The sequence below is a fragment of the Oceanicola sp. 22II-s10i genome (assembly GCF_002210105.1).
Lineage (GTDB): Bacteria > Pseudomonadota > Alphaproteobacteria > Rhodobacterales > Rhodobacteraceae > Pseudooceanicola.
On the sequence record NZ_AQQU01000008.1, the window covers coordinates 99166 to 122019 of the forward strand.

Sequence of the window (22854 nt, forward strand, 5' to 3'; positions counted from 1 at the left end):
CCCGCCGCCGCAGCCGTGACAGGCTGAAACCCAAAGGAGATTCCGATGCGACACCTGTCTCTTGCTCTGATCCTCGCACTGCCCCTGCCGGCAGTTGCGGAAGAAATCGTGGCCGTGCCTTTCGAGGGCAGCTACGACGATGCCGCTTTCGCGGTCGAGAATGCCATCGTCGGACGCGGGCTGGTCGTGGACCACGTCAGCCACGTCGGCGAGATGCTGAACCGCACGGCGGCGGATGTGGGCGCGACGAAGCAGATCTTCACCGACGCGCAGGTGTTCCAGTTCTGCTCGGCCGTGGTGTCGCGGCAGGTGATGGAGGCCGATCCGCTGAACGTCGGCTACTGTCCTTACGGAATTTTCGTATTCGAGAACGAAGACGGTGTGAAAATCGGTTACCGAACCTATCCGGACGGGCCGATGGACGTGGTCGAGGACCTGCTGAAAGACATCGTCGAAGAAGCCGGAGGCTGACTTTTCAATGGATTACAACGCATACTTCGCATCCGAGCTGACGCGGCTGAAGGACGAGGGCAATTACCGGGTCTTCGCGGATCTGGAACGGCACCGGGGCCAGTATCCCGCTGCGACATGGCGCGGCGACGGCGGTGAGCGTGACGTCACCATCTGGTGCTCGAACGACTATCTCGGCATGGGCCAGCACCCGGTGGTGATCGAGGCGATGCACGGCGCGCTCGACAGCTACGGCGCGGGCGCTGGCGGGACGCGGAACATCTCGGGCACCACCCATGCGCATGTGCTGCTGGAACGTGAACTCGCGGGCCTGCACGGGAAAGAAGACGCGCTGCTCTTCACCTCGGGCTACGTGTCGAACTGGGCCGCGCTCGGGACACTGGCGTCGAAGGTGCCCGGCATGGTGGTGCTGTCGGACGCGCTGAACCATGCCTCGATGATCGAGGGCATCCGCCATTCGCGGGCGAAATGCGTGGTCTGGAAACACAACGATCTCAGTGACCTGGAGGCGAAACTTCAAGCGCTTCCCGTGGACGCGCCCAAGATGATCGCCTTTGAATCGGTTTACTCGATGGACGGCGACATCGCCCCGATCCGCGAGATCTGCGATCTGGCGGAGCGCTACGGCGCGATGACCTATCTGGACGAGGTGCATGCGGTTGGTCTCTACGGCCCGCGCGGCGGCGGCGTCGCCGAGCGCGAGGGGCTGATGGACCGGCTGACTGTGATCGAGGGCACGCTCGGCAAGGCGTTCGGCGTGGTCGGCGGCTATATCGCCGCCAGCCGCGAACTCTGCGATTTCGTGCGCTCCTTCGCCAGCGGTTTCATCTTCACCACCGCTCTGCCGCCGGCCGTGGCCGCCGGAGCGGCCGCCTCGATCCGGCACCTAAAAACCAGCAGCGCCGAGCGTGAGCGTCAGCAGCAGGTGGTGGCCGAGGTTCGGGCGCGGCTCGATGCCATCGGGATCCCGCATTTGCCGAACCCCAGCCACATCATCCCGGTGATGGTCGGCGATCCGGTGAAGTGCAAGTTCATCTCGGACATGCTGCTGCGCGACTACGGCATCTACATCCAGCCGATCAACTATCCGACCGTGCCCAAGGGAACGGAACGGCTGCGGATCACCCCGTCGCCAGTCCATTCGCCCGAGGATGTGAACCGTCTGATCGGCGCGCTTTCGGACCTGTGGCGGCAGTGCGAACTGGCCCGCCGTCCGATGGCGGCGCAGTAGCGGGGTTGATCCAGAGCAAGGTGCGGATCGCGTAAAGAGTTTAGGCCAAGCATATGGAATGGCTCATCGAAACCCTTGGCGATCCCGGCGCGCTCGGCCTCGCCGGCGCGCTTGTCGGCCTGCTGTTCGGCGCGGCGGCCCAGCAGTCGCGCTTCTGCCTGCGCGCCTCGACGGTCGAGGTGGCCGAGGGCCATCCCGGCCCGCGCCTCGCCGTCTGGCTGCTCGCCTTCTTCACTGCGGTGTCCAGCGTCCAGCTGGCTATCCATTTCGGTATTCTCGACCTCTCCGGCGCGCGGGTTCTGGCTGCCACCGGCTCGATGAGCGGGGCGGTGATCGGCGGGCTGATGTTCGGCACCGGCATGATCCTCGCCCGCGGCTGCGCCTCGCGCCTGCTGGTGCTGGCCTCGTCCGGCAATCTCCGCGCGCTGGTCTCGGGCCTTGTCGTGACGCTGGTCGCGCAGTCGGCCTACAAGGGCGTCCTCAGCCCCGCGCGCGAGGCGATCTCGGCGCTCTGGACCATCCCCGGCGGCGGCGAACGGAGCCTTGCCGCCATGCTGGGCCTCTCGCCGCTTGCGGTCGGGGCGATCGCGCTGTTCTGCCTAGGCGGGGCTGTCGTCTATGCCATGCGCAACCGCGTTCCGGTATGGCACATGGCGACCGGGGCGCTGGTCGGGCTGGCCGTGGCGCTCGGATGGTGGGCGACCTTCGCGATCTCGCAGGTCTCGTTCGAGGTGGTGCCGATCTCCTCCGTCACATTCACCGGGCCCTCGACCGACACCTTGATGGTGCTGGTAACGCAGCCGCGCGTGACGCTGAGCTTCGGTATCGGCCTCGTGCCGGGCGTGGCCGTCGGGGCAGGGTTGGCGGCCCTGCTGACGCGGGAATGGCGGCTGGAACGGTTTGGGGCCGACACGCCGATGGAGCGCTACCTGGTCGGTGCGGCCCTGATGGGGTTCGGCGCGATGCTGGCGGGCGGCTGCGCGGTCGGCGCGGGTGTGTCAGGCGGCGCGGCGATGTCGGTGACGGCCTGGACGGCGGTGTTCTGCATGTGGGTCGGCGCGATGGTGACGCAACGTGTCCTGACGCTCCGCATGGGGCAGAGCGTCAGCGCCTGATCCTCAGCCCGCGTCAGGCACGAAACGGAAACCGTCGCCGCCGCGCTCCGCCCGGCCGATCCCGCCTTCGCCAAAGTGGAACCCGATCAGCATAGTTCGGTCCTGCGCCACCCGGTCGATCAGCGCCGCGCGGGTGGCCGCACCGGTCTCGGCGTCCTGATCGGAGCCCGCCAGCCATCCCGGACGGCGGAAGGCGATGTGGTGGTTGCCGATGGCATCGCCGACGATCATCACCGGATCGCCGCCCCTGTTGATCTCGAAGGACATATGGCCCGGCGTGTGGCCATGCGTGGCGACGGCCGCGACGCCCGGCAGGACCTCTTCACCGTCATCGAAGAACTCGAACCGGTCCTCCATCGCCTCCATCCGCCGCTTCGCCCCCGCGGCGAACGAGGCCCGTTCCGCGCCGATCGTCTCGACCGTCTCGGGGTTCCACCAATAATCCCATTCGGTCCTTCCCATGTAGTGGGCGGCATCCGGGAACATCGGATCGTCGAAATCGTCCAGCAGGCCCCAGAGGTGATCGGGATGCGCATGGGTGAATACGACATGGGTGATCTCTTCGGGTGCGACCCCGGCCGCGTCGAGCGAGGTCAGCAGCTTGCCCGCGCTCGGCATGAAATGACTGCCCGCGCCCACGTCGAACAGGACGGTGTTCGTCCCGTCGCGCAGCAGCGTGACGTTGCAGGGCGGCTCCATCCGGTCGCGCGACAGGCCGTATTCGGCCAGAATCCCCGCGAGTTCCTCCTCGGGCAGACCGGCGCCGATCATGCTGCCGGGCAGCACGAGGTTGCCGTCGCTGACGATGGTCAGGGTGGCACCGCCCATGGCGATCTCGGAGAGAGCGAAGCGGGGAAGGGCGAGCGTGGCCCCGAAAGCGGCGGCGGAGCGCAGCATGGTGCGGCGGGTCGGCATGTGGAGTCCTCCTCATATTCGCATATGTTAATAGAATGGAGCCGGGCACGCGGCAACAGCTTCGGTTGGTCGCAGTTGTTCCGGACGGCGGATGCGGGCAGGAAGAGCCCATGACGCCAGAAGCCAGAATCGCCGCCGCCGCCGAGGTGCTCGACCGGATCCTCGATGGCACCTCCGCCACGCAGGCCCTGCTGGCCTGGGGCCGTGCCAGCCGGTTTGCCGGGTCAGGCGACCGCAATGCGGTCCGAGATCATGTTTACGACGCCCTGCGCCGGCGGCGCAGCGCGGCGGCCCGCGGCGGCGGACTGACGGGGCGCGGGCTCATGATCGGGTTGCTGCGCGAAGCGGGCCAGGACCCGGCCAAATTTCTCACCGGCATGGGACACGCGCTCCAGCCGCCTGATGCCGCCGAAGCCGAGCGATGGCGCGACCCTGAACCCGGCGCCGAGGCGCTGGATTTGCCAGATTGGTTGGCCGAACGGTTCCGGGACGCCCTTGGTGACGACTGGCAAACGGCGGCAGAGACGCTGAGGCTGCGGGCGCCTGTCTATCTCCGGGTGAACCTGGCGAAAATCGAGCGCGACCAGGCCGTTGTCGAACTCGCCGCATCAGGCGTCACTTCTGTTCCCAGCCCCGTGTCCCGTACCGCGCTGAAGGTGAGTGAGGGCGCGCGGCGCATCGCGCAGACAGCGGCCTACACCGAAGGGCGGGTAGAATTGCAGGACCTCGCCAGCCAGCGGATCGCCGAAGACCTGCCCCTGTCCGATGGACTGAGGGTGCTCGACTATTGCGCCGGCGGCGGGGGCAAGGCGCTGGCCATCGCCGCGCTGATGCGGGGCGACATCGCATGCCACGACATCGATCCGCGCCGTATGGCGGACCTGCCAGCGCGCGCCCGCCGCGCGGGAGTGCGTGTTGCCCTCGTGGACAGGGCGCAGGTCGATCGCGCGGCACCTTACGACCTCGTCCTGTGCGACGCGCCGTGCTCTGGCAGCGGGTCATGGCGGCGCGACCCGGAAGGCAAATGGGCCCTGACCCCTGAGCGGCTGACAGAGCTGATGTCCATTCAGGACAGCATCCTTGACGAGGCGGCGGCGCTGGTGGTGCCCGGCGGGATGCTGGCCTATGCGACCTGTTCGGTTCTGAAGGAAGAAGATGAAGATCGGGTGAACGCATTTCTCGGGCGTCATCCCGGCTGGGTCTGCCGCATGGCGCGCCGCTACGGGCTGGATGAGGGCGGGGACGGCTTCTTTGCGGCGCACCTGATCCCTCCAGGCGGAGCCGGGGCGTGAAATTTGTCCGTCGCAGGCAGACGTTAGGGCAATCTTAACCCTTCTGCCGCCAGATGGTGGCCAGAGCGTGTCGCCCCTTCTGCGATGCCCTGGAAGGGAGGATGTCTTGGCCCGAGGTGCTGGTACTGCAGGGGCTCTCACGCGATTGTCGGTGTCGCTTGCGCCGCGGCTTGTCCTGCTGCCGGTCATTGCCCTGTCACTGATCGCCGCAGCGGTCGTGCTGAAGGATCCGGGCGCGTCTCGTCTCTTCGGGGCGGGTGGCGCGACGGTGATGATCGTCTTTGCCGTCCTCGGCACGCTGTTGCATCTGCATCGCCTGCGCGAGGCGGCAGCGACTGACGCGGTTGCGGATTTCGTCGCGGATGAAGCGGCGCCGTCCTTCATCACCGCTGCAGATGGCGAAATCCTGCATTCGAACCGTGCCGCGGCCCGCACATTTCCCAGGGTCGGCGCCGGGCTGACCGCGCTGTTCGACGGCATTTTCGCAAGCCCTGCCAGTGTTATGCGACGCCTCCGGACACGTGCCTCCGGCCAGGGCAGCGCGTCCGAGGACGTGGTTACGCAACAAGGCCACGCGCGCCTTTCCGTCCATCGGCTGCCACGAAATCGTCTGCTCTGGCGGTTCGAGGAGTTCTCGGTGCCTGTTCAGGGTGCGAACGGGTTCGATCTCGCGCTGATAACGGTGGGCCGGTCCAATTCCATCCTGTCGATGAATCCGGCGGCGCGGCGGCTGGTCGGTGCCCGGCCCAGATCGCTTCAGGCTCTCTTCGAAACGCTGCCGCTGCGATCCGGGGAAACGCATGACCTGGTCACCGCCACGGGTCGGATCGCCGTCCGTGTCCTGCAGATTGGCGAAACGGGCGGCCGGCGTGAACTGGTACTGCTGCCCGAGACCGGCGGTCAGGTGGAACGCCTTGGCGGGCTGGAGGATCTGTTGTCCTCGCTGCCCGTGCCGATCCTGCTGCTGGACGCCGCGGGAACGGTCGAGCTGGCGAACATCCCGGCCCGCGACATGCTGGGCCCGGACTGTCACGAGGGTGCACCACTCTCGGCGTTGCTGGAGGGGCTGGGCCGTTCGCTGACCGATTGGCTGGCGGAGGCGATTTCCGGCCGCGGTCCGATTCACTCCGAGTTTCTGCGCCTGTCGGCCGACGAGTCCGAAACGTTCGTCCAAGTGACGCTGAAGCCGATTGACCGGGGCGGGAGCAGGGGCGTCATCGCGACGCTCAGCGACGCGACCGAGCTCAAGACACTCGAGGCTCAGTTCGTCCAGAGCCAGAAGATGCAGGCCATCGGCCAGCTTGCCGGAGGTGTCGCGCATGACTTCAACAATCTTCTCACGGCCATCTCCGGCCATTGCGATCTGCTGCTGTTGCGTCACGATCCCGGTGATCCGGACTACTCGGATCTCATCCAGATCAACCAGAATGCGAACCGGGCCGCGTCGCTGGTGGGGCAGTTGCTGGCCTTTTCGCGCAAGCAGACACTGCGGCCCCAGGTGCTCGACCTGCGCGATACGCTGAGCGATCTTACCCATCTTCTCAACCGGCTGGTCGGCGAAAAGGTGCGTCTGACGCTCAGTCACGATCCGTTGCTCCGCACCATACGCGGTGACAAGCGGCAGCTTGAACAGGTGATCATGAACCTCGTCGTCAATGCGCGCGACGCCATGCCGGACGGTGGCGACATACGTATCGTGACCGAAAGCTTGCGACTGTCCGAACCGATGAAGCGTGACCGGGCCGAGGTGGCGGCCGGCGAATACGTGTCGGTCAAGGTAATCGACACCGGTCGCGGTATTACGCCTGACAAGCTGGCCAAGGTCTTCGAGCCTTTCTTTACCACCAAGCGGGTCGGCGAAGGCACCGGCCTCGGGTTGTCCACGGCCTACGGCATCGTGAAGCAGTCCGGCGGGTTCATCTTCGCCGACAGCGAAGCCGACCAAGGCACGTGCTTTACCCTGCTTTTTCCGGTCTACGAGGCGCGGTCGCGACCGACGGGATGTTCCCAGAAGGCCGAGGGACCCGGCGCCCGGCGGCCGGGGCGGTTTGCCGAAGGCGTCGTTCTGCTGGTCGAGGACGAGGCCCCTGTCCGCGCGTTTGCCAGCCAGGCTCTGCGGTTGCGCGGCTATACGGTGCTGGAGGCGGACAGCGCCGAGTCCGCGCTCGAAACCCTGAACGACCGGGATCTCAAGGTGGATATCTTCGTGACCGACGTGGTGATGCCGGGGCTGGATGGCCCCAGCTGGGTGCGCAAGGCGCTGGAGTCCCGGCCCGAGGTGCGCGTGGTCTTCGTGTCGGGCTATGCCGAGGAGAGCTTCGGCGACGCGCAGGCGCATATACCGAATTCCGTCTTCCTGCCAAAACCGTTCTCGCTGACGCAATTGACCGAGACCGTGCAACGCCAGCTGCACTGACGGTGCAGGCGGTTCGACCGCTGCGGGCAGGTCATGCGACACGCTGGACGGGCCGCGTGATCAGGTCTTGGCATACCTCCGAGTGACGCGATCACAGTCGGGATCCTGGCTGTCCGGAGATGCCGGTCGGGCCGGGCCGCCGATCCTTGTGATCCGCTCCCGCGGCAATCGGTGAATTCGTTTGCGGGGCCGCCTTCAAAGGGGGCACGCCACGTGGATCGAACCTCTCAGCGGCGGCGACGCATGAGGGGGTGATGATCCTCGACGAGATCCTTCAGGCGCTCGTCAAGGACGTGGGTGTAGATCTCGGTCGTGGCCAGGTCAGCATGGCCCAGCAATGTCTGGATGGCGCGCAGGTCCGCCCCCCCGGCAAGGAGGTGCGTGGCGAAGGCGTGGCGCAGGGTGTGCGGGGTCACCTTGTCCGGGGACACCCCGGCGGCGACAGCGATTTCCTTGATCAGAAGGTAGAACCGGTTTCGCGTCAGGTAGCCCTGCTTGCCGCGCGAGGGAAACAGGTGCCGCGAGGGGGGATGGCCCTTCTCGCGCGCGGCCGCATCCTCGGCGTCCCGCATCGCCAGCCATTCCGCCAGCGCGGCGCGCGCCGGGGCCGAGAGGGGCACCATGCGTTCCTTGTCGCCCTTGCCGCGGATCAGCAGCATGCGCGGATCGCCCCGAGCCGAGGACACAGGGAGCGAGACCAGTTCGGTCACCCGCATCCCGGTGGCATAGAGCAGCTCCACGAGACAGGTGTTGCGCAGCCGGTCCGCGGGGCTCCGCCCGTGATCGTGGGCGGCGAGGATCAGGCGGTCGACCTCCTCGATCGTCAGGGTCCTGGGCAGCTTCTTGTCCCGGCCGGGGCCGCGGATCTGGATGGCGGGGTTGTCCTCGCGCCAGCCCTCGTCAAAGGCGAACCGGTAGAGCTGCTTGAGGGCGGACAAACGGCGCGCGCGGGTGGCGCGGCTCAGGCCCTGCGCGTCGCAGAAGACGAGGTAGGCCTCCATCTCGGCCCGACCGGCGGCGGCGAAACTGCTGCCGCGCCGTTCCAGCCATGCCGCCACATCCTTCAGGTCCCGGCCATAGGCCAGCAGCGTGTTGCGCGCGGCGCCCAGTTCTGCTGCCTGCGCGTCGAGAAAGGCCGATATCCAGCGCGCGTCCTGATGCATCATCGGTTCCGGTCGAGGATCAGCAGCTGCAGCGCCGCCTGCCGGGCGGTGTCCTCCAGCCCCACGGCGCGGAACGTCGCCAGTGCGCGCACGGCATCCTTGTGTTCCCCCTGGACCCCGCTGGCATAGAGCGCGATGGCCTGCAGCAGCAGTTCGCCCAGCCGGTTCGCGGCGATCATCTGGCGCGTTTCCGGTATGGCCTGCGCGGGATCGGCGAACGCCTGCGCCACCGCGCGAGCGAGGGCAGAGGGTGCATCTTCGACGCGCGGCGTGCCCTTGGCGAGGCCGATCAGGAAAGTCTCTTCGCGCGTCGCGGGTGTCAGCGTTGCGGCGGCGGCCTCGTAGCCCGGCGACAGCATCGCCATGCGGAAGGCGGTCCGGCGCGCGGCCGATCCGGTCAACTGAACATCCGCCAGGTCCGCGCCGTAGAGCCCGGCGAACAGCACCTCCAGCTCGACGCTGCGCATCGCGGCCCAGGCGGCCGTCACGCGATCGCCGATTTCGTCCGTGTCACGCGCCTGCATGGCGGCATCGAAAGCCTGAACCGCCGCCACCCGGTCCCACACCCCGCCCGAAGCGGCGGGCCGGCGGGCGGTGTAGACACCCAGCAAACGGTTGCCGCTGAGCGCGCCGGTCCGCGCCAGCCGTTCCACCGCTTCCAGCTCGGCCTTCCAGCCGGACACGTCGCGGAGGTCGGCGATGGAATAGGCGCGGGGCAGGGTTGCGGTCGCCAGCGGCTGGCCGAGCGCCTCCTGCAGGCGGAAGATCATCGGCGTGACCTCGGACGGCGGCGCAAGGGCGGGCCGTATCTCGATCAGCTCGGGTTCGAGGAACAGTTCCAGCAGCACCTCGGTGCGGCTGTCGAATTCGCCGAGCGCCCGCATGGTCGAAAAGGTCAGCATCGCGGCATTCCAGTCGCCGAGCCGGGCCATGCAGTAGACCTGCGCGGCGGTGCCCGGCGACAGGTCGGGGCGGGCGGCGATGCGGGCGCAGGCCTCGGTCTCGGTGCCGGTCAGCAGGGCCATGTCGAAATAGCGCCGGAAGAGGCCCGGATGGCGTTCCGGTCCGACATGTTCGGCCAGCGCCTTGGCCGGTTCGACCGAACCGAGGTCCACCAGCCGGTCCAGTCGCGCCAGCAGCAGGTCGGGCTGGTCCCGCGCGGTGTCGGGGGGCAGGCTTTCCGTCAGCAGCAGGGCATAGAGCAGCGCCTGCATCGCAGGCAGCCGTTCCACGCGCACCCGCTCCAGCGCGCGGTCCAGCCGGGCGGGGTCCGACCCGCGCCACAGCGACACGGGCAGACCCGTGACCGAGGTGGGGATCAGCCCGACCGGGCCGTCGATCCGGCCGTCCAGCGGGGTGACCGACACATCCGGCACGCCCGCCCCGGCCGAGACCGGCGGTTCGTCAAGCGGCAGCGCCGCCCGGCCCGGCGCCGCAGGACCGCCACGCGAGGCTCCGCCATCCGGTCGCAGCGCGGCGACCGTGTCGTTGTGATCCAGCCATTCGATGGCCGACATCGGTTGCTGCGCGGCCAGAGGACCGCCCAGCATCAGGGGCAGAAGCAGCGGGAGGAGGTGTCGGTTAATTGACATCCAGAATCACGGGGGTCCGTATCTCGGTCTGCGGCGGGGTAAAGTCCACGCCGAACCATGGCCCGAGGTAGGCATAGGCCACAAGGGCGACACCCAGCAGGACCGCGAGGAAAAATAGCCAGCGAATAACGAAGAACATGCCTGCCTGCCTGATGTCCCGTTCCGGATGAGATCGCGTTTTGGCGTCTTATAACTGGCATTTCCGGCAAGATCACGTCATTCAGGGCGAACCGTAAACAAATGCGCGAGAGCCAGCCGAGCCGGACCGGAAAATGCCCTACAGGTTGAAGAAAACAGTGGTTCTCGTCGGCATGATGGGGGCCGGGAAAACCGCGGTCGGGCGGGTACTTGCGGCTGAACTGGGCGTGCCGTTCCTCGATTCGGATGCCGAGATCGAAGAGGCGGCGGCGATGAGCATTCCCGAAATATTCGCCCGCGACGGTGAGCCGTTCTTCCGCCGGAAAGAGGCGCAGGTGATCGAACGGCTGCTGACGGAGACGCCGGGAATCCTTTCGACCGGCGGCGGCGCCTACATGCAGGAGGCCAACCGCAGGGCGATCCACGACGCGGGTGTCGCGGTCTGGCTGGATGCCGATCTGGACTTGTTGTGGAAACGTGTCAGGGGCCGCGACAGCCGGCCCCTGCTGAAGACCGACAACCCCCGCGCCACGCTGGCCGCCCTTTACGAAAAACGGGTGCCCGTCTATGCGCTGGCGGAACTGAGCGTGAAGGCAAGCCCGGCCTATTCCCTGCAGGACATGGCGGGGCAGGTGGTCGCGGCGCTGCTGACCCGACCCGACGTGCTGGAGACCACATGACCGAAACCGTCCGTGTCGACCTGTCCGAGCGGAGTTACGACATCCGCGTCGGGCCGGACCTGCTGTCCCGCGCCGGGGCAGAGATCGCGCCATATCTCAAGCGCAAACGCGTGGCGGTGCTGACCGACGAAACGGTGGCGGGCCTGCACCTTGAGGCGCTGCGCGAGGGACTGGCGGGGGCCGGGATCGAGATGTCCGCGCTGGCGCTGCCCGCGGGCGAGGCGACCAAGGGCTGGCCGCAGTTCACCCGGGCGGTCGAATGGCTGCTGGACGAGAAGGTCGAGCGGCGGGACATGGTCGTGGCCTTCGGCGGCGGCGTGATCGGCGACCTTGCGGGTTTTGCGGCGGCCGTGCTGCGGCGGGGCGTGGGCTTCGTGCAGATCCCCACGACGCTGCTGGCGCAGGTCGACAGTTCGGTCGGCGGCAAGACCGGGATCAACACGCGGCACGGCAAGAACCTCGTCGGCGCGTTCCACCAGCCCTCGCTGGTCCTGTGCGATACCGCGCTCCTTGGCACGCTGCCCGCGCGGGATTTTCTGGCGGGCTACGGCGAGGTGGTGAAATACGGCCTGCTGGGCGACGCGCAGTTCTACCGCTGGCTGGAGGACAATGCCCCCGCGATGGCGGCGGGCGACATGGCGGCCCGGGTGCACGCCGTGAAACGGTCCTGCGAGATGAAGGCCGAGATCGTCGCGCGTGACGAGACCGAGCAGGGGGATCGCGCGCTGCTGAACCTCGGGCATACCTTCTGTCATGCGCTGGAGGCCGCGACCGGGTATTCGGACCGGTTGCTGCACGGCGAAGGTGTGGCGATCGGTTGCCAGTTGGCGCTCGACCTGTCGGCGCGTCTGGGGCTGTGTCCGCAGGAGGATCCGTCGCGGCTGGCCGCGCACCTCGCGCGGATGGGGACCAAGGCGACGCTGCGCGATATTCCGGGCGAACTGCCGGATGCCGATGCGCTGCTCGACCTCATGGGGCAGGACAAGAAGGTGGTGGACGGGCAGCTGCGCTTCATCCTGACGCGCGGAATCGGACAGGCCTTCGTCACCTCGGATGTGCCGCGCGATGCGGTGCGGACGCTGCTGACCGAGGCGCTCGCGGCGCGATAGGCCATCCGGGCTTGCCTTTGCGGCACCGGCCCGGTGAATATCGCGGCGAGAGAGGGAGGCGCCGGATGATCACGCCCGCTTATTGCGTCACGATGGCCCGTTACAACACCTGGCAGAACCGCCAGATCGCGCGGGCGATGGACAAGCTGGACGAGGCCGCGCTGACGCAGGACAGGGGCGCGTTCTTCGGCTCGATCCTTGCGACGGCGAACCACCTTCTTTGGGGCGACCGGACGTGGATGGCGCGGTTCGGCGTGGGTGAGGCCCCCGGCGGGCGTCCCCGCGACGGCGCGACGCTGACCCCGACGCATGCCGTCTGGTATTCCGAGCGCTACCGCATGGACGGCCAGATCGAAATCTGGGCGGAACGACAGAGCTCGGTGGACCTGACCGGCAACCTGACCTGGTACTCGCCCGCCGCCGGGCGCGAGATGTCGAAACCCGTGGGCCTGTGCGTCGCGCATATGTTCAACCACCAGACCCATCACCGCGGCCAGATCCACGCGATGCTGACCGCCGCAGGTGTCGATCCCGGCGACACCGACCTTTTCCTGATGCCCGATCCGTCGTAGACGAGATCTGAAGAAGGCGCTGCAAGGCGCGGAAAAAGAGGAGTTTTCCAATGTTCAAAGCCCTGATCCTCGAGCAGGATGCCGAAGGCCGCGCCAGCGCCCAGATCAAGGAGATCGGCGAGGACGCGCTGCCCGAGGGCGACGTGACGGTCGCGGTCGAATATTCCACGGTCAACTACAAGGACGGGCTGTGCCTGTCGGCCAAGGGCGGCGGGCTGGTGCGCAAGTATCCCCATGTCGGCGGCATCGACTTTGCCGGGACCGTCGAGGCGTCGGACGACAGCCGTTACAAGCCCGGCGACAAGGTCGTGCTGACCGGCTGGCGCGTGGGCGAGGTGCACTGGGGCGGCTATGCGCAGAAGGCGCGGGTCAAGGCAGACTGGCTGGTGCCGCTGCCCGAGGGGCTGTCGACCAAGCAGGCGATGGCAGTCGGAACCGCCGGGTTCACCGCGATGCTCGCCGTCATGGCGCTCGAGGATCACGGGCTGAAGCCGGGCAACGGCCCGGTTCTGGTCACGGGTGCTGCCGGCGGTGTCGGGTCCGTGGCGACGGCGATCCTCGCCGCGCTCGGGCACGAGGTGGCGGGCGTGACGGGGCGGCCCGAGACGGCGGATTACCTCAAGAGCCTCGGCGCGACGCAGATCGTGCCGCGCGAGGAGATCAACGAGACAGTCAAGCGTCCGCTGGAAACCGAGACATGGGCCGGATGCGTCGATGCCGTGGGGGGCGACATGCTGGCGCGGGTTCTGGGTCAGATGAAATACGGCGCGTCGGTCGCCGCCGTCGGTCTGGCCGGGGGCGCGGGCCTGCCCGCGACGGTCGTGCCGTTCCTGCTGCGGGGCGTGAACCTGCTGGGCATCGACAGCGTCATGCAGCCCTACGACAACCGTCTGCGCGCGTGGCAGAGGGTCGCCAAGGACCTGCCGATGGACAAGCTCGAGGCGATGGTCCAGCCCGCGACACTGGCCGATCTGCCGGGCCTTGGTGCGGACATCCTCAAGGGGCAGATCAAGGGCCGCGTCGTGGTCGACGTGAACGCCTGACCTGACCAAAACCGACGCCACGCGTCGCTTTCGATGAAGAATTGGGCGCTGCCGGTTGTTACCGGGGCGCCTTTCGCGTTAGGTTTCCCCTATTCCGTGTGCCGGTCCGGAAGGGCGCGCGGCGATAATGAAACGCGCGGGCGGGGCCGCGACGGACCTGCCAAAGATCACCAGAAGGCCGTGGACAAACCGGTCCTGTGAACCGCGCAAACTGCGGAGGGAACAGTGTTTTCCAACATCATGGTGCCAGTTGACCTGGCACACGAGGATCGCCTGTCCAAGGCGCTGTCCTGCGCCGGTGAACTGGCGAAATCATCCGGTGCGACGGTGACCTACGTCGGTGTTTCTGCCGCGACCCCGTCCTCTGTGGCGCATACGCCCGAAGAGTTCGCGAAAAAGCTCGACGCCTTCGCCGCTGCGCAGGGCGAGAAGCACGGTGTGACCACGCGGGCCCATGCGGTGACCAGCCATGACCCGGCGACCGACCTCGACCCGACGCTGCTGAAGGCGGTGGACGAGACGGGGGCGGACCTCGTCGTCATGGCCAGCCACGTGCCCAACATCACCGATTACATCTGGCCGTCCAACGGCGGGTCCGTGGCGGGACATGCCAAGGTCTCGGTGCTGGTGGTGCGGGACTGAAAACGACCCGGGCACGCGCGCCCGGCAATGACAACAAGGAACAACAAAGGAACAGGGGGGCCATATGGCCGACACAACCAACAACCAGGGTATCCCGGAGCCGGAAGGCCACGCGGATATCATCCAGACCGATTACGAGATCGGTCAGGATAACATCGACGGGCAGGTAGGCCCGTTCGGTTTCGACATTCACAACCCGGTCTTCCTGATCTCGGGCCTCGCGATCGTGATCTTCGTGTTCTACACGCTCGCGCTGCCCGAACAGGCGGGGGCCGTGTTCTCGTGGCTGTTCTCGGCCGTGACCAAGGGCTTCGACTGGTTCTTCCTCGGGGCGGCGAACATCTTCGTCATCTTCTGCCTGCTGCTGATCGTGACCCCGGTGGGCTCGGTCAGGCTGGGCGGCGCCGATGCGACGCCGGACTACACCTACGTCGGTTGGTTCGCGATGCTCTTCGCCGCCGGCATGGGCATCGGCCTGATGTTCTACGGCGTGTCCGAACCGCTGAGCCACTTCTCGTCCGCCGTTGGCGGCACCGCCTCGGAAGGCGGCGTGCGCACGGACTGGGCCCCGCTGGGGGCCGCGGGCGGCGACGAGGCGGAGGCGATCCGTCTGGGCATGGCCGCGACGATCTTCCACTGGGGCCTGCACCCCTGGGCGATCTACGCGGTGGTGGCGCTGGCGCTGGCGCTGTTCACCTACAACAAGGGTCTGCCGCTGACGATCCGCTCGGCCTTCTACCCGATCCTCGGGGATCGCGTCTGGGGCTGGTGGGGCCATGTCATCGACACGCTCGCCGTGTTCGCCACGCTCTTCGGCCTCGCCACCTCGCTGGGTTTCGGCGCGACGCAGGCGAATGCGGGCCTGAACGAGCTCTTCGGCATCGCGGTCGGATCGACGACCGAGGTGATCCTGATCTCGGCCATTACGGCGGTCGCGCTGATCTCGGTGCTGCGGGGCCTCGACGGCGGGGTCAAGATCCTGTCCGAGATCAACATGGGCCTCGCGTTCCTGCTGCTGCTCTTCGTGCTGATCGCCGGTCCGACGGTCGCGATCCTGACGGGCTTCGTCGACTACCTGATCGCCTACGTGCAGTATCTGCCGGCGCTGTCGAACCCGGTCGGGCGCGAAGATGTCAACTTCTCCCAGGGCTGGACCTCGTTCTACTGGGCGTGGTGGATCAGCTGGTCACCGTTCGTCGGCATGTTCATCGCCCGCGTCAGCCGTGGCCGGTCGGTGCGTGAGTTCGTGATCTGCGTGCTGCTGATCCCCTCGCTGGTCTGCGTGCTGTGGATGTCCGTGTTCGGCGGCGTCGCGATCCAGCAGGTGGTTCAGGACGGCTACACCGCCGCGCAGGACGCTTCGCTGGAACTGAAGCTGTTCAAGATGCTCGACGTGCTGCCGCTGGCGGGGATCACCTCGCTGATCGGCATCGTGCTGGTGATCGTGTTCTTCGTGACCTCGTCGGACTCCGGTTCGCTGGTGATCGACACGATCACGGCGGGCGGCAAGGTTGACGCCCCGGTCCCGCAGCGCGTGTTCTGGTGCGTGTTCGAGGGCGCCGTGGCCATTGTGCTGCTGCTGTCCGCGGGCGGCCTGCAGTCGCTGCAGTCCATGGTGATCTCGACCGGCCTGCCGTTCACGATCATCCTGCTGCTGATGTGCTGGGCGATCTGGAAGGGTCTTCAGTCCGAGCGCGACAAGCTGCGTCAGGGCTGACCTGACGCGACGGCCCCGGCCGGGTAAAGCCGGCCGGGGTCTTGCCGTGACGACCGTATTGCGCGGTGCACGGTTTCCGGGTTGAGTGCAGCCATGACACTCGACACCCAGTTCATCCGCTCACAGTTCCCCGCATTCTCCGAACCGGCGCTCGCCGGGCAGGCGTTCTTCGAGAACGCGGGCGGGTCCTATCCCTGCATTCAGGTCGTCGACCGCCTCGCCCGCTTCTACCGCGAGCGCAAGGTGCAGCCCTATGCGCCCTACGCCGCCTCCCGCCTCGGGGGCGAGGAGATGGACGAGGCCCGCACGCGCCTGTCCGCGATCCTCGGCGTGGCGGAGGAGGAGCTGTCCTTCGGCCCCTCGACCACGGCCAACACCTATGTGCTGGCGCAGGCGTTCCGGCAGTGGATGAACCCCGGCGACGCGATCATCGTCACCAATCAGGACCACGAGGCGAACAGCGGCCCGTGGCGGCGGCTGGCCGACGAGGGCTTCGAGGTGCGCGAGTGGATGATGGACCCCGAGACCGGCCATCTGGACCCCGCCGATCTGGAGGCGCTGCTGGACGAGAAGGTGCGGCTGGTCTGCTTCCCCCATTGCTCGAACGTGGTGGGCGAGGTGAACCCGGTGACCGAGATCGCCGCCATCGCCCATGCCGCCGGGGCTTTCGTCTGCGTCGACGGGGTCAGCTACGCGCCGCACGGGCTGCCGAACGTGGGTGACATGGGCGCGGATATCTACCTGTTCTCGGCCTACAAGACCTACGGGCCGCATCAGGGCATCATGGTGATCCGCCGCGCGCTGGCGAAGCTGCTGCCGAACCAGGGGCACTACTTCAACGGCGATGCGCTCTACAAACGGTTCACCCCCGCCGGGCCGGACCACGCGCAGATCGCGGCCTCGGCCGGGATGGCGGATTACATCGAGGCGGTGGCGGCGCATCATGGCGTCACCGGCGATACGGCGGCGGCACGCGCGCAGGGCGTGCACGACCTGATGCGCGACCACGAGATCCGGCTGATGGCCCCCCTGATCGAGGCGCTGAGCGCGCGCAACGATGTCCGACTGCTCGGGCCCCGCGACGCGGCGCGGCGCGCCCCGACGCTGGCGGTGGCGACGCAGGACGCGGGCGAGGCAGTGGCGACCCGGCTGGCGGAGCACGGCATCATGGCGGGCGGCGGCAGCTTCTACGCCGACCGCGCGCTCAAGGGGCAGGGGATCGACCCGGCCCACGGGGTGCTGCGGTTGAGCTTCGTGCACTACACGTCCGAGGCTGAGGTCGCGCGGGTGATCGACGCGCTCGACGCGGTGCTTTGACACCGGCCCGGATCGCCCCATTTCCGGGGAAAACGACCGGGACAGGACAGACATGGCAACCACGAAACCCTGCATTATCTGGTTCCGCCGCGACCTGCGGTTGAGCGATCACCCCGCCCTGCGCGAGGCGGCGGCGGGCGGGCGGCCCGTGATCCCGGTGTTCATCCGCGACGCCTCGGTCGACGGGCTCGGGGCCGCGCCGAAATGGCGGCTCGGGCTGGGCCTGGAAGCCTTCGCCGCCGCGCTCGAGGCGAAGGGAATGCGCCTGATCCTGCGGGCGGGTCCGGCGCTGGAGGTGCTGGAGGAGCTGATCGAGGAGACGGGGGCCGACACGGTCCACTGGTCCCGGCTCTACGACCCCGAGGCGCAGGAGCGGGATTCGCGGGTCAAGGCGGCGCTCCGGGACCGGGGGCTGACGGCCAAGAGCTTTCCGGGCCATCTGCTCCATGAGCCGTGGACGGTGCAGACGGGGCAGGGCGATTACTACAAGGTCTACACCCCGTTCTGGAAATCGGTGAAGGACCGCGACCTGCCTCAGCCCTGTCCGCGCCCGGACCTGACGGCACCCGCGACCTGGCCGCAGTCCGACAGTCTGGAGGATTGGGCTCTTGGCGCGGCGATGCGCAGGGGCGGGCCGGTGGTGGCGGACTACGTCAAGGCAGGCGAAGAGGCGGCGCTGCGCAGCTTCGGACAGTTCATGGCGGACCGGATCGGCAGCTATGCCGAGGCGCGGGACATGGTGGCCGAGAACGGCACCTCGGGCATGTCGCAATACCTGTCGCTGGGCGAGGTGTCGCCCCTGACCCTCTGGCACCGCGCGCTGGAAGCCGGGACGGGCAAGGGGCCCGAGACGTTCCGCAAGGAACTGGTCTGGCGCGAGTTTGCCTATCACCTGATGTTCCACACGCCGCAGATGCTGGACAGCAACTGGCGCAGGGAATGGGACGCCTTCCCGTGGAACGACGACGAACGCCGGGCCGAGGTCAAGGCGTGGAAACAGGGCCGGACGGGCGAACCCTTCGTCGATGCGGCGATGCGCGAGATGTACGTGACCGGCACCATGCACAACCGGGCGCGGATGATCGTGGCCAGCTACCTGACCAAGCACCTGATGTGCCACTGGCGGATCGGGCAGAAATGGTTCGACGACTGCCTTGTCGACTGGGACCCGGCCTCGAACGCGCTCGGCTGGCAATGGACGGCGGGCAGCGGGCCGGATGCGGCCCCGTTCTTCCGCATCTTCAACCCCGAAACGCAGGCCGAGAAGTTCGATCCGGACGGCACATATCGCCGTCGCTGGCTGGCCGAGGGGCAGGCGCGGCCGACGAAAACGGCGCTCAGCTATTTCGACGCGATCCCCGAACGCTGGCGGATGTCGCCCGCGGACAAGGCACCCGAGCGGATCGTGAACCTGCAGGTTGGCAGGGAGCGTGCCCTCGGGGCATACAGGGAATCACGGGATTGACTCCTAATCCATAACAATCAGTTAATCGTAGAAGATCATGCCGTAAGCGGTTCGCATGTGGCGGCGCCGCGACATCGGAGGAGACAGAATGATCCTGACCGAGACCACCGGGCAGAAGGACCTGCCGCGCTATTTCACGCAGTCTTTCGCCATTGCGAAGACCATCAAGGCCGGGCGGCTGGATTTCCGGCTGCCGGACGGACGCGTGTTCCGGGCCGAGGGCGCGGCCCCCGGACCCGTGGCCGAGCTCACGGTCCACAACCCCGACACCTTCGCGCGGCTGATCCGCGAGGGCGATCTGGGCTTTTGCGACGCCTATATCGAGGGCTGGTGGTCGACGCCGGACCTGCAGGGATTTCTTGACCTGCTGCATTCCGGCAACGACAACGTCTATGACGGTTTCCCCGGCATGGCCTTCGTCCGCATCTATGAACGGATGCGCCACTGGATGAACCGCAATACCAAGAAGCAGGCGCAGAAGAACATTTCGTATCACTACGATCTGGGCAACGAGTTCTACGCGCTGTGGCTCGACGACACGATGACCTATTCCTCGGCCATGTTCCGCACCGGGCAGGAAAGCCTCGAAGCGGCGCAGATCGAGAAGTACAAGAGCATGGTCGACCAGATGGGGGTGAACCCGGGCGATCACGTGCTGGAAATCGGCTGTGGCTGGGGTGGTTTCGCGGAATACGCGGCAAAGGAACGCGGGCTGCGCGTCACCGGGCTGACCATCTCGCGCGAGCAGCTGAAGTATGCGCAGGAACGTATTGAAAAGGCGGGGCTTTCCGATCAGGTCGAGTTCCGGCTGCAGGACTATCGTGACGAGCGCGGCAGCTATGACGGCATCGCCTCGATCGAGATGTTCGAAGCGGTCGGCGAGAAGTACTGGCCGGCCTATTTCGAGACCGTGCGCGAGCGTCTGAAACCCGGCCGCAATGCCACGCTTCAGATCATCACGATCAGCGATCAGAGGTGGGAGATCTACCGCAAGGGCGTGGATTTCATCCAGAAATACATCTTCCCCGGCGGCATGCTGCCCAGTCCGACCGTGCTGCGACAGGAGGTCGAAAAGGCCGGTCTGGGCGTCGTGCGGTCGATCGAATTCGGCGACAGCTATTCCCAGACCCTGCGGCGCTGGTACGAGACGTTCAACGACAAATGGGATCACGTCGCCGCCCTCGGATTCGACGATCGCTTCCGCCGGATGTGGAATTTCTACCTGACCTCTTGCGCGTCGACTTTCTCGGGCGGTAACTGTGACGTGACCCAGATCACGGTAACAAGGCCGCTCCGACCATGATGACAATGACCCGGCTCGTTTCCGCCATCATGGTGGCGTTTCTGGGCTGGATCGTTTCGGGGATGGTCAAGGTTCAGGTGCTCGAGGTCTACGACACCTACAATTTCGGCAAATTCGTCGGCCTGACGCTGCTGATCGGCTGGATGTGCGGCTGGTTCATCATCGGTGGTCGGGCCAATGGCCGGCTCGGCTTCGGCACCGCGCCCGCGGTCGGGGTGTCGGCGGTGGCGATGATGGTGTTCTGGGTGCTGCTGCTGGTCAGCTTCAACGAGATGCTGAGGCAGGCGATGGAGCGCCGGTTCCGCGGGGCGATGGAGGCGATCAACGAGATCCCGATCATCGCCATCGACTACGGTCAGTATCTGATGACCAAGGAAATCCTGCTGACGCTGCTGATCGGCGCGATGGTGATCGGCTGGCTGGCCGATCTTTCGGCGCGCCTCTGGAAGTAACGCCACGATGCCACTGATCTTTGTCTACGGCACCTTGCGGCATCTGCCGCTGCTCGATCTGGTTGCGGGTGTGGCGGTTTCGGGGCGCGCAGCGCGGTTGCCGGGGTATCGCGTGGTGGCCGCCAAGGGCGAGGATTACCCGATGCCGCTCGCCGATCCGGGCGCATCTGCGACAGGTTTGCTCTGCGAGGTCAGCGAGACGGCGTTCGCCCGGTTGGACTGGTATGAAACCGCCTTCGGCTACAACGCGGCACCGCTCGACGTCGAAACGGACGGCGGGACGGTTTCCGCGCAGGTCTGGCTGCCGGATCCGGGGGCCGAGGCGCCGGGGGGCGACTGGGACCTGTCCCGCTGGACCGCGGGCTGGGCCGACCTGACCATGATCGCCGCCGCCGAGGCGATGGAGCTTTTCGGCCGCGTGCCCGCAGCGCAGATCGGCCAGTTCTGGCACATGTTCCAGGGGCGGGCGGATGCGCGGCTGCGGGCAGGCCGGATGGAGCGTCCGAGGATCGGCAGTGACGTGGACCGCCGCGCGGTCACGCATGTCGCCTCCGAGATCGGCCATGCCGGCTACTTCGTCACGCGCACGGACATCCTGCGTCACCCGACATTCTCGGGCGGCATGTCCGCAGAGCTGCGGCGCGAGATGTTCGTCGCAGGCGACGCTGCAATCGTCCTGCCATACGATCCGGTCCGCGACCGCATCCTGCTGGTGGAACAGTTCCGAATGGGGCCTTGGGGAAGGGGCGCCCGCTATCCCTTCATGCTCGAACCGGTGGCCGGCCGTCTCGATCCCGGCGAAGAGCCTGAGACTTGCGCGCGCCGCGAGACCGAGGAAGAGGCCGGGGTGAAGCTCAACGCGCTCATCAAGGTGGCGAGCTACTATCCCAGTCCCGGTTACCTCACCGAGTATTTTCACACCTACGTGGGTCTGTGTGACCTGCCTGACGGGACCGAGACAAACACTGGCGGGCTGGACACCGAGGACGAGGATATCCGGACCCACGTTCTGTCTTTCGACACGGCGATGGACCTGCTTTCCTCGGGCGAGGCGGACAACGGACCGCTGATCCACCTTCTGACCTGGCTCAAAGCCGAACGTCCCGGATTGCGCGCCACGGCTTGAGTCCCCACGGCGTGGCGTCTAAGTCTTCTGCACTGGAAAGACCGTCGCGGAGGACGTCCCGAAATGTATATCGCCAATGACCTGACCGAAGCGGTCGGGAACACCCCGCTGATCAAGCTGCGGAAGGTGAGCGAGGAGACGGGCTGCACGATCCTCGGCAAGGCCGAGTTCATGAACCCGGGCCAGTCGGTCAAGGACCGTGCCGCACTGTGGATCATCCGCGACGCTGTCGCGCGGGGCGAGCTGAAACCCGGCGGCACCATCGTCGAGGGCACGGCGGGGAACACCGGCATCGGCCTCGCGCTGGTCGGCGCCTCGCTCGGGTTCAAGACGGTGATCGTCATCCCCGAGACGCAGAGCCAGGAAAAGAAGGACATGCTGCGGCTGGCCGGTGCCGAACTGGTGCAGGTCCCGGCGGCGCCCTACCGCAACCCCAACAACTACGTGCACTATTCCGAGCGGCTGGCGGCGGAACTCGCCAAGACCGAACCGAACGGCGCGATCTGGGCGAACCAGTTCGACAACACCGCGAACCGTCAGGCGCATTTCGAAAGCACCGGGCCCGAGATCTGGACCCAGACGGACGGCAAGGTCGACGGTTTCGTCTCGGCGGTCGGGTCGGGCGGCACGCTGGTCGGCACGGCGGACTACCTGCAGCCCAAGGGCGTCAAGGTGGCGCTGGCCGATCCGATGGGCGCGGCACTCTACAGTTTCTACACGACCGGCGAGCTGAAGGCCGAGGGCGACAGCATCACCGAGGGGATCGGGCAGGGCCGGATCACGAAGAACCTCGAAGGTTTCACCCCGGATTTCGCCTATCAGATCCCCGATGCCGAGGCGCTGCCCTACGTCTTCGATCTGCTGAGCGAGGAAGGGCTCTGCCTTGGCGGCTCGTCCGGGATCAACATTGCCGGCGCGGTGCGCCTGGCGCGCGATCTGGGGCCGGGGCATACCATCGTCACGATCCTCTGCGACTATGGCAACCGCTATCAGTCCAAGCTGTTCAACCCGGAGTTCCTGCGCGGCAAGGGTCTGCCCACGCCATCGTGGATGACCGAGGCGCCGCGGTCCATTCCCGGCGTCTTTTCCTGACAC

21 protein-coding genes are annotated in these 22854 nt (G+C 67.0%); 17 read left to right on the plus strand and 4 right to left on the minus strand.

The features are described from left to right. The first annotated feature begins 45 nt into the window (after nt 1–45). The 3 genes from ATO6_RS18660 to ATO6_RS18670 are packed head-to-tail and all read left to right on the plus strand — an operon-like array spanning nt 46 to nt 2817. A complete protein-coding gene (locus ATO6_RS18660; RefSeq protein WP_088625548.1) occupies nt 46–471 on the plus strand; it encodes a DUF302 domain-containing protein in 426 nt (141 codons plus the stop codon). 7 nt (nt 472–478) lie between these two features. Beyond that, nucleotides 479–1702 (plus strand): 5-aminolevulinate synthase, encoded by a 1224-nt coding sequence (gene hemA, locus ATO6_RS18665; protein WP_088625549.1) that lies wholly within the window; start codon nt 479–481, stop codon nt 1700–1702. Nucleotides 1703–1755: 53 nt separating this feature from the next. Then, a complete protein-coding gene (locus ATO6_RS18670) occupies nt 1756–2817 on the plus strand; it encodes a YeeE/YedE family protein (RefSeq protein WP_088625550.1) in 1062 nt (353 codons plus the stop codon). Nucleotides 2818–2820: 3 nt separating this feature from the next. On the opposite strand, the gene ATO6_RS18675 is transcribed toward ATO6_RS18670, so the two are convergent. Beyond that, a complete protein-coding gene (locus ATO6_RS18675; protein ID WP_254919206.1) occupies nt 2821–3732 on the minus strand; it encodes an MBL fold metallo-hydrolase in 912 nt (303 codons plus the stop codon). Between the two features lie 110 nt (nt 3733–3842). Here ATO6_RS18675 and ATO6_RS18680 point away from each other — a divergent pair, with 110 nt between their 5' ends. Both ATO6_RS18680 and ATO6_RS18685 read left to right on the plus strand, forming a co-directional pair. After that, entirely contained in the window at nt 3843–5024 is a 1182-nt protein-coding gene (locus ATO6_RS18680) for an RsmB/NOP family class I SAM-dependent RNA methyltransferase (RefSeq protein WP_088625551.1), read from the plus strand. A gap of 151 nt (nt 5025–5175) precedes the next feature. Continuing rightward, complete coding sequence (locus ATO6_RS18685) at nt 5176–7440, plus strand: ATP-binding protein (RefSeq protein WP_254919207.1); 2265 nt, start codon at nt 5176–5178, stop codon at nt 7438–7440. A gap of 227 nt (nt 7441–7667) precedes the next feature. On the opposite strand, the gene ATO6_RS18690 is transcribed toward ATO6_RS18685, so the two are convergent. From ATO6_RS18690 to ATO6_RS25145, 3 genes are all read right to left on the minus strand, one after another. Continuing rightward, nucleotides 7668–8603 carry a site-specific tyrosine recombinase XerD gene (locus ATO6_RS18690; RefSeq protein WP_088625552.1) on the minus strand — a complete coding sequence of 312 codons (936 nt, stop codon included), beginning with the start codon at nt 8601–8603 and terminating at the stop codon, nt 7668–7670. Beyond that, on the minus strand, nt 8603–10120 hold the full coding sequence (locus tag ATO6_RS18695; protein ID WP_141102040.1) for a hypothetical protein: 1518 nt from the start codon (nt 10118–10120) through the stop codon (nt 8603–8605). The genes ATO6_RS18690 and ATO6_RS18695 overlap by 1 nt, the downstream gene beginning before the upstream one ends. 64 nt (nt 10121–10184) lie before the next feature. Next, nucleotides 10185–10334 carry a hypothetical protein gene (locus ATO6_RS25145; RefSeq protein ID WP_176440999.1) on the minus strand — a complete coding sequence of 50 codons (150 nt, stop codon included), beginning with the start codon at nt 10332–10334 and terminating at the stop codon, nt 10185–10187. A 133-nt stretch (nt 10335–10467) separates the two neighbouring features. Between ATO6_RS25145 and ATO6_RS18700 the strand changes: the two genes are divergently transcribed. From ATO6_RS18700 to ATO6_RS18755, 12 genes are all read left to right on the plus strand, one after another. After that, nucleotides 10468–11013: a shikimate kinase gene (locus ATO6_RS18700; protein ID WP_088625554.1), complete on the plus strand. Its 546-nt coding sequence runs from the start codon at nt 10468–10470 to the stop codon at nt 11011–11013. Further along, entirely contained in the window at nt 11010–12122 is a 1113-nt protein-coding gene (gene aroB / locus ATO6_RS18705) for a 3-dehydroquinate synthase (RefSeq protein WP_088625555.1), read from the plus strand. Before ATO6_RS18700 ends, aroB begins: the two co-directional genes overlap by 4 nt. Nucleotides 12123–12187: 65 nt before the next feature. After that, a complete protein-coding gene (locus ATO6_RS18710) occupies nt 12188–12694 on the plus strand; it encodes a DinB family protein (RefSeq protein WP_088625556.1) in 507 nt (168 codons plus the stop codon). A gap of 50 nt (nt 12695–12744) precedes the next feature. After that, complete coding sequence (gene acuI / locus ATO6_RS18715; RefSeq protein ID WP_088625557.1) at nt 12745–13737, plus strand: acryloyl-CoA reductase; 993 nt, start codon at nt 12745–12747, stop codon at nt 13735–13737. Nucleotides 13738–13962: 225 nt separating this feature from the next. Further along, nucleotides 13963–14379 carry a universal stress protein gene (locus ATO6_RS18720; RefSeq protein ID WP_088625558.1) on the plus strand — a complete coding sequence of 139 codons (417 nt, stop codon included), beginning with the start codon at nt 13963–13965 and terminating at the stop codon, nt 14377–14379. A 64-nt stretch (nt 14380–14443) separates the two neighbouring features. Then, entirely contained in the window at nt 14444–16096 is a 1653-nt protein-coding gene (locus ATO6_RS18725) for a BCCT family transporter (RefSeq protein ID WP_088625559.1), read from the plus strand. Nucleotides 16097–16189: 93 nt separating this feature from the next. Then, nucleotides 16190–17413 (plus strand): aminotransferase class V-fold PLP-dependent enzyme, encoded by a 1224-nt coding sequence (locus ATO6_RS18730; RefSeq protein WP_088625560.1) that lies wholly within the window; start codon nt 16190–16192, stop codon nt 17411–17413. 52 nt (nt 17414–17465) lie between these two features. Beyond that, nucleotides 17466–18878: a deoxyribodipyrimidine photo-lyase gene (locus ATO6_RS18735; protein WP_088625561.1), complete on the plus strand. Its 1413-nt coding sequence runs from the start codon at nt 17466–17468 to the stop codon at nt 18876–18878. An 88-nt stretch (nt 18879–18966) separates the two neighbouring features. Further along, nucleotides 18967–20181, plus strand: a complete 1215-nt coding sequence (locus ATO6_RS18740) for a cyclopropane-fatty-acyl-phospholipid synthase family protein (protein WP_088625562.1) — start codon at nt 18967–18969, stop codon at nt 20179–20181. Between the two features lie 5 nt (nt 20182–20186). Further along, on the plus strand, nt 20187–20633 hold the full coding sequence (locus ATO6_RS18745) for a TrgA family protein (protein WP_176441000.1): 447 nt from the start codon (nt 20187–20189) through the stop codon (nt 20631–20633). A 7-nt stretch (nt 20634–20640) separates the two neighbouring features. After that, nucleotides 20641–21759: a gamma-glutamylcyclotransferase gene (locus ATO6_RS18750; protein WP_088625564.1), complete on the plus strand. Its 1119-nt coding sequence runs from the start codon at nt 20641–20643 to the stop codon at nt 21757–21759. 63 nt (nt 21760–21822) lie between these two features. Further along, a complete protein-coding gene (locus ATO6_RS18755) occupies nt 21823–22851 on the plus strand; it encodes a cysteine synthase A (RefSeq protein WP_088625565.1) in 1029 nt (342 codons plus the stop codon). Nucleotides 22852–22854: the final 3 nt, after the last annotated feature.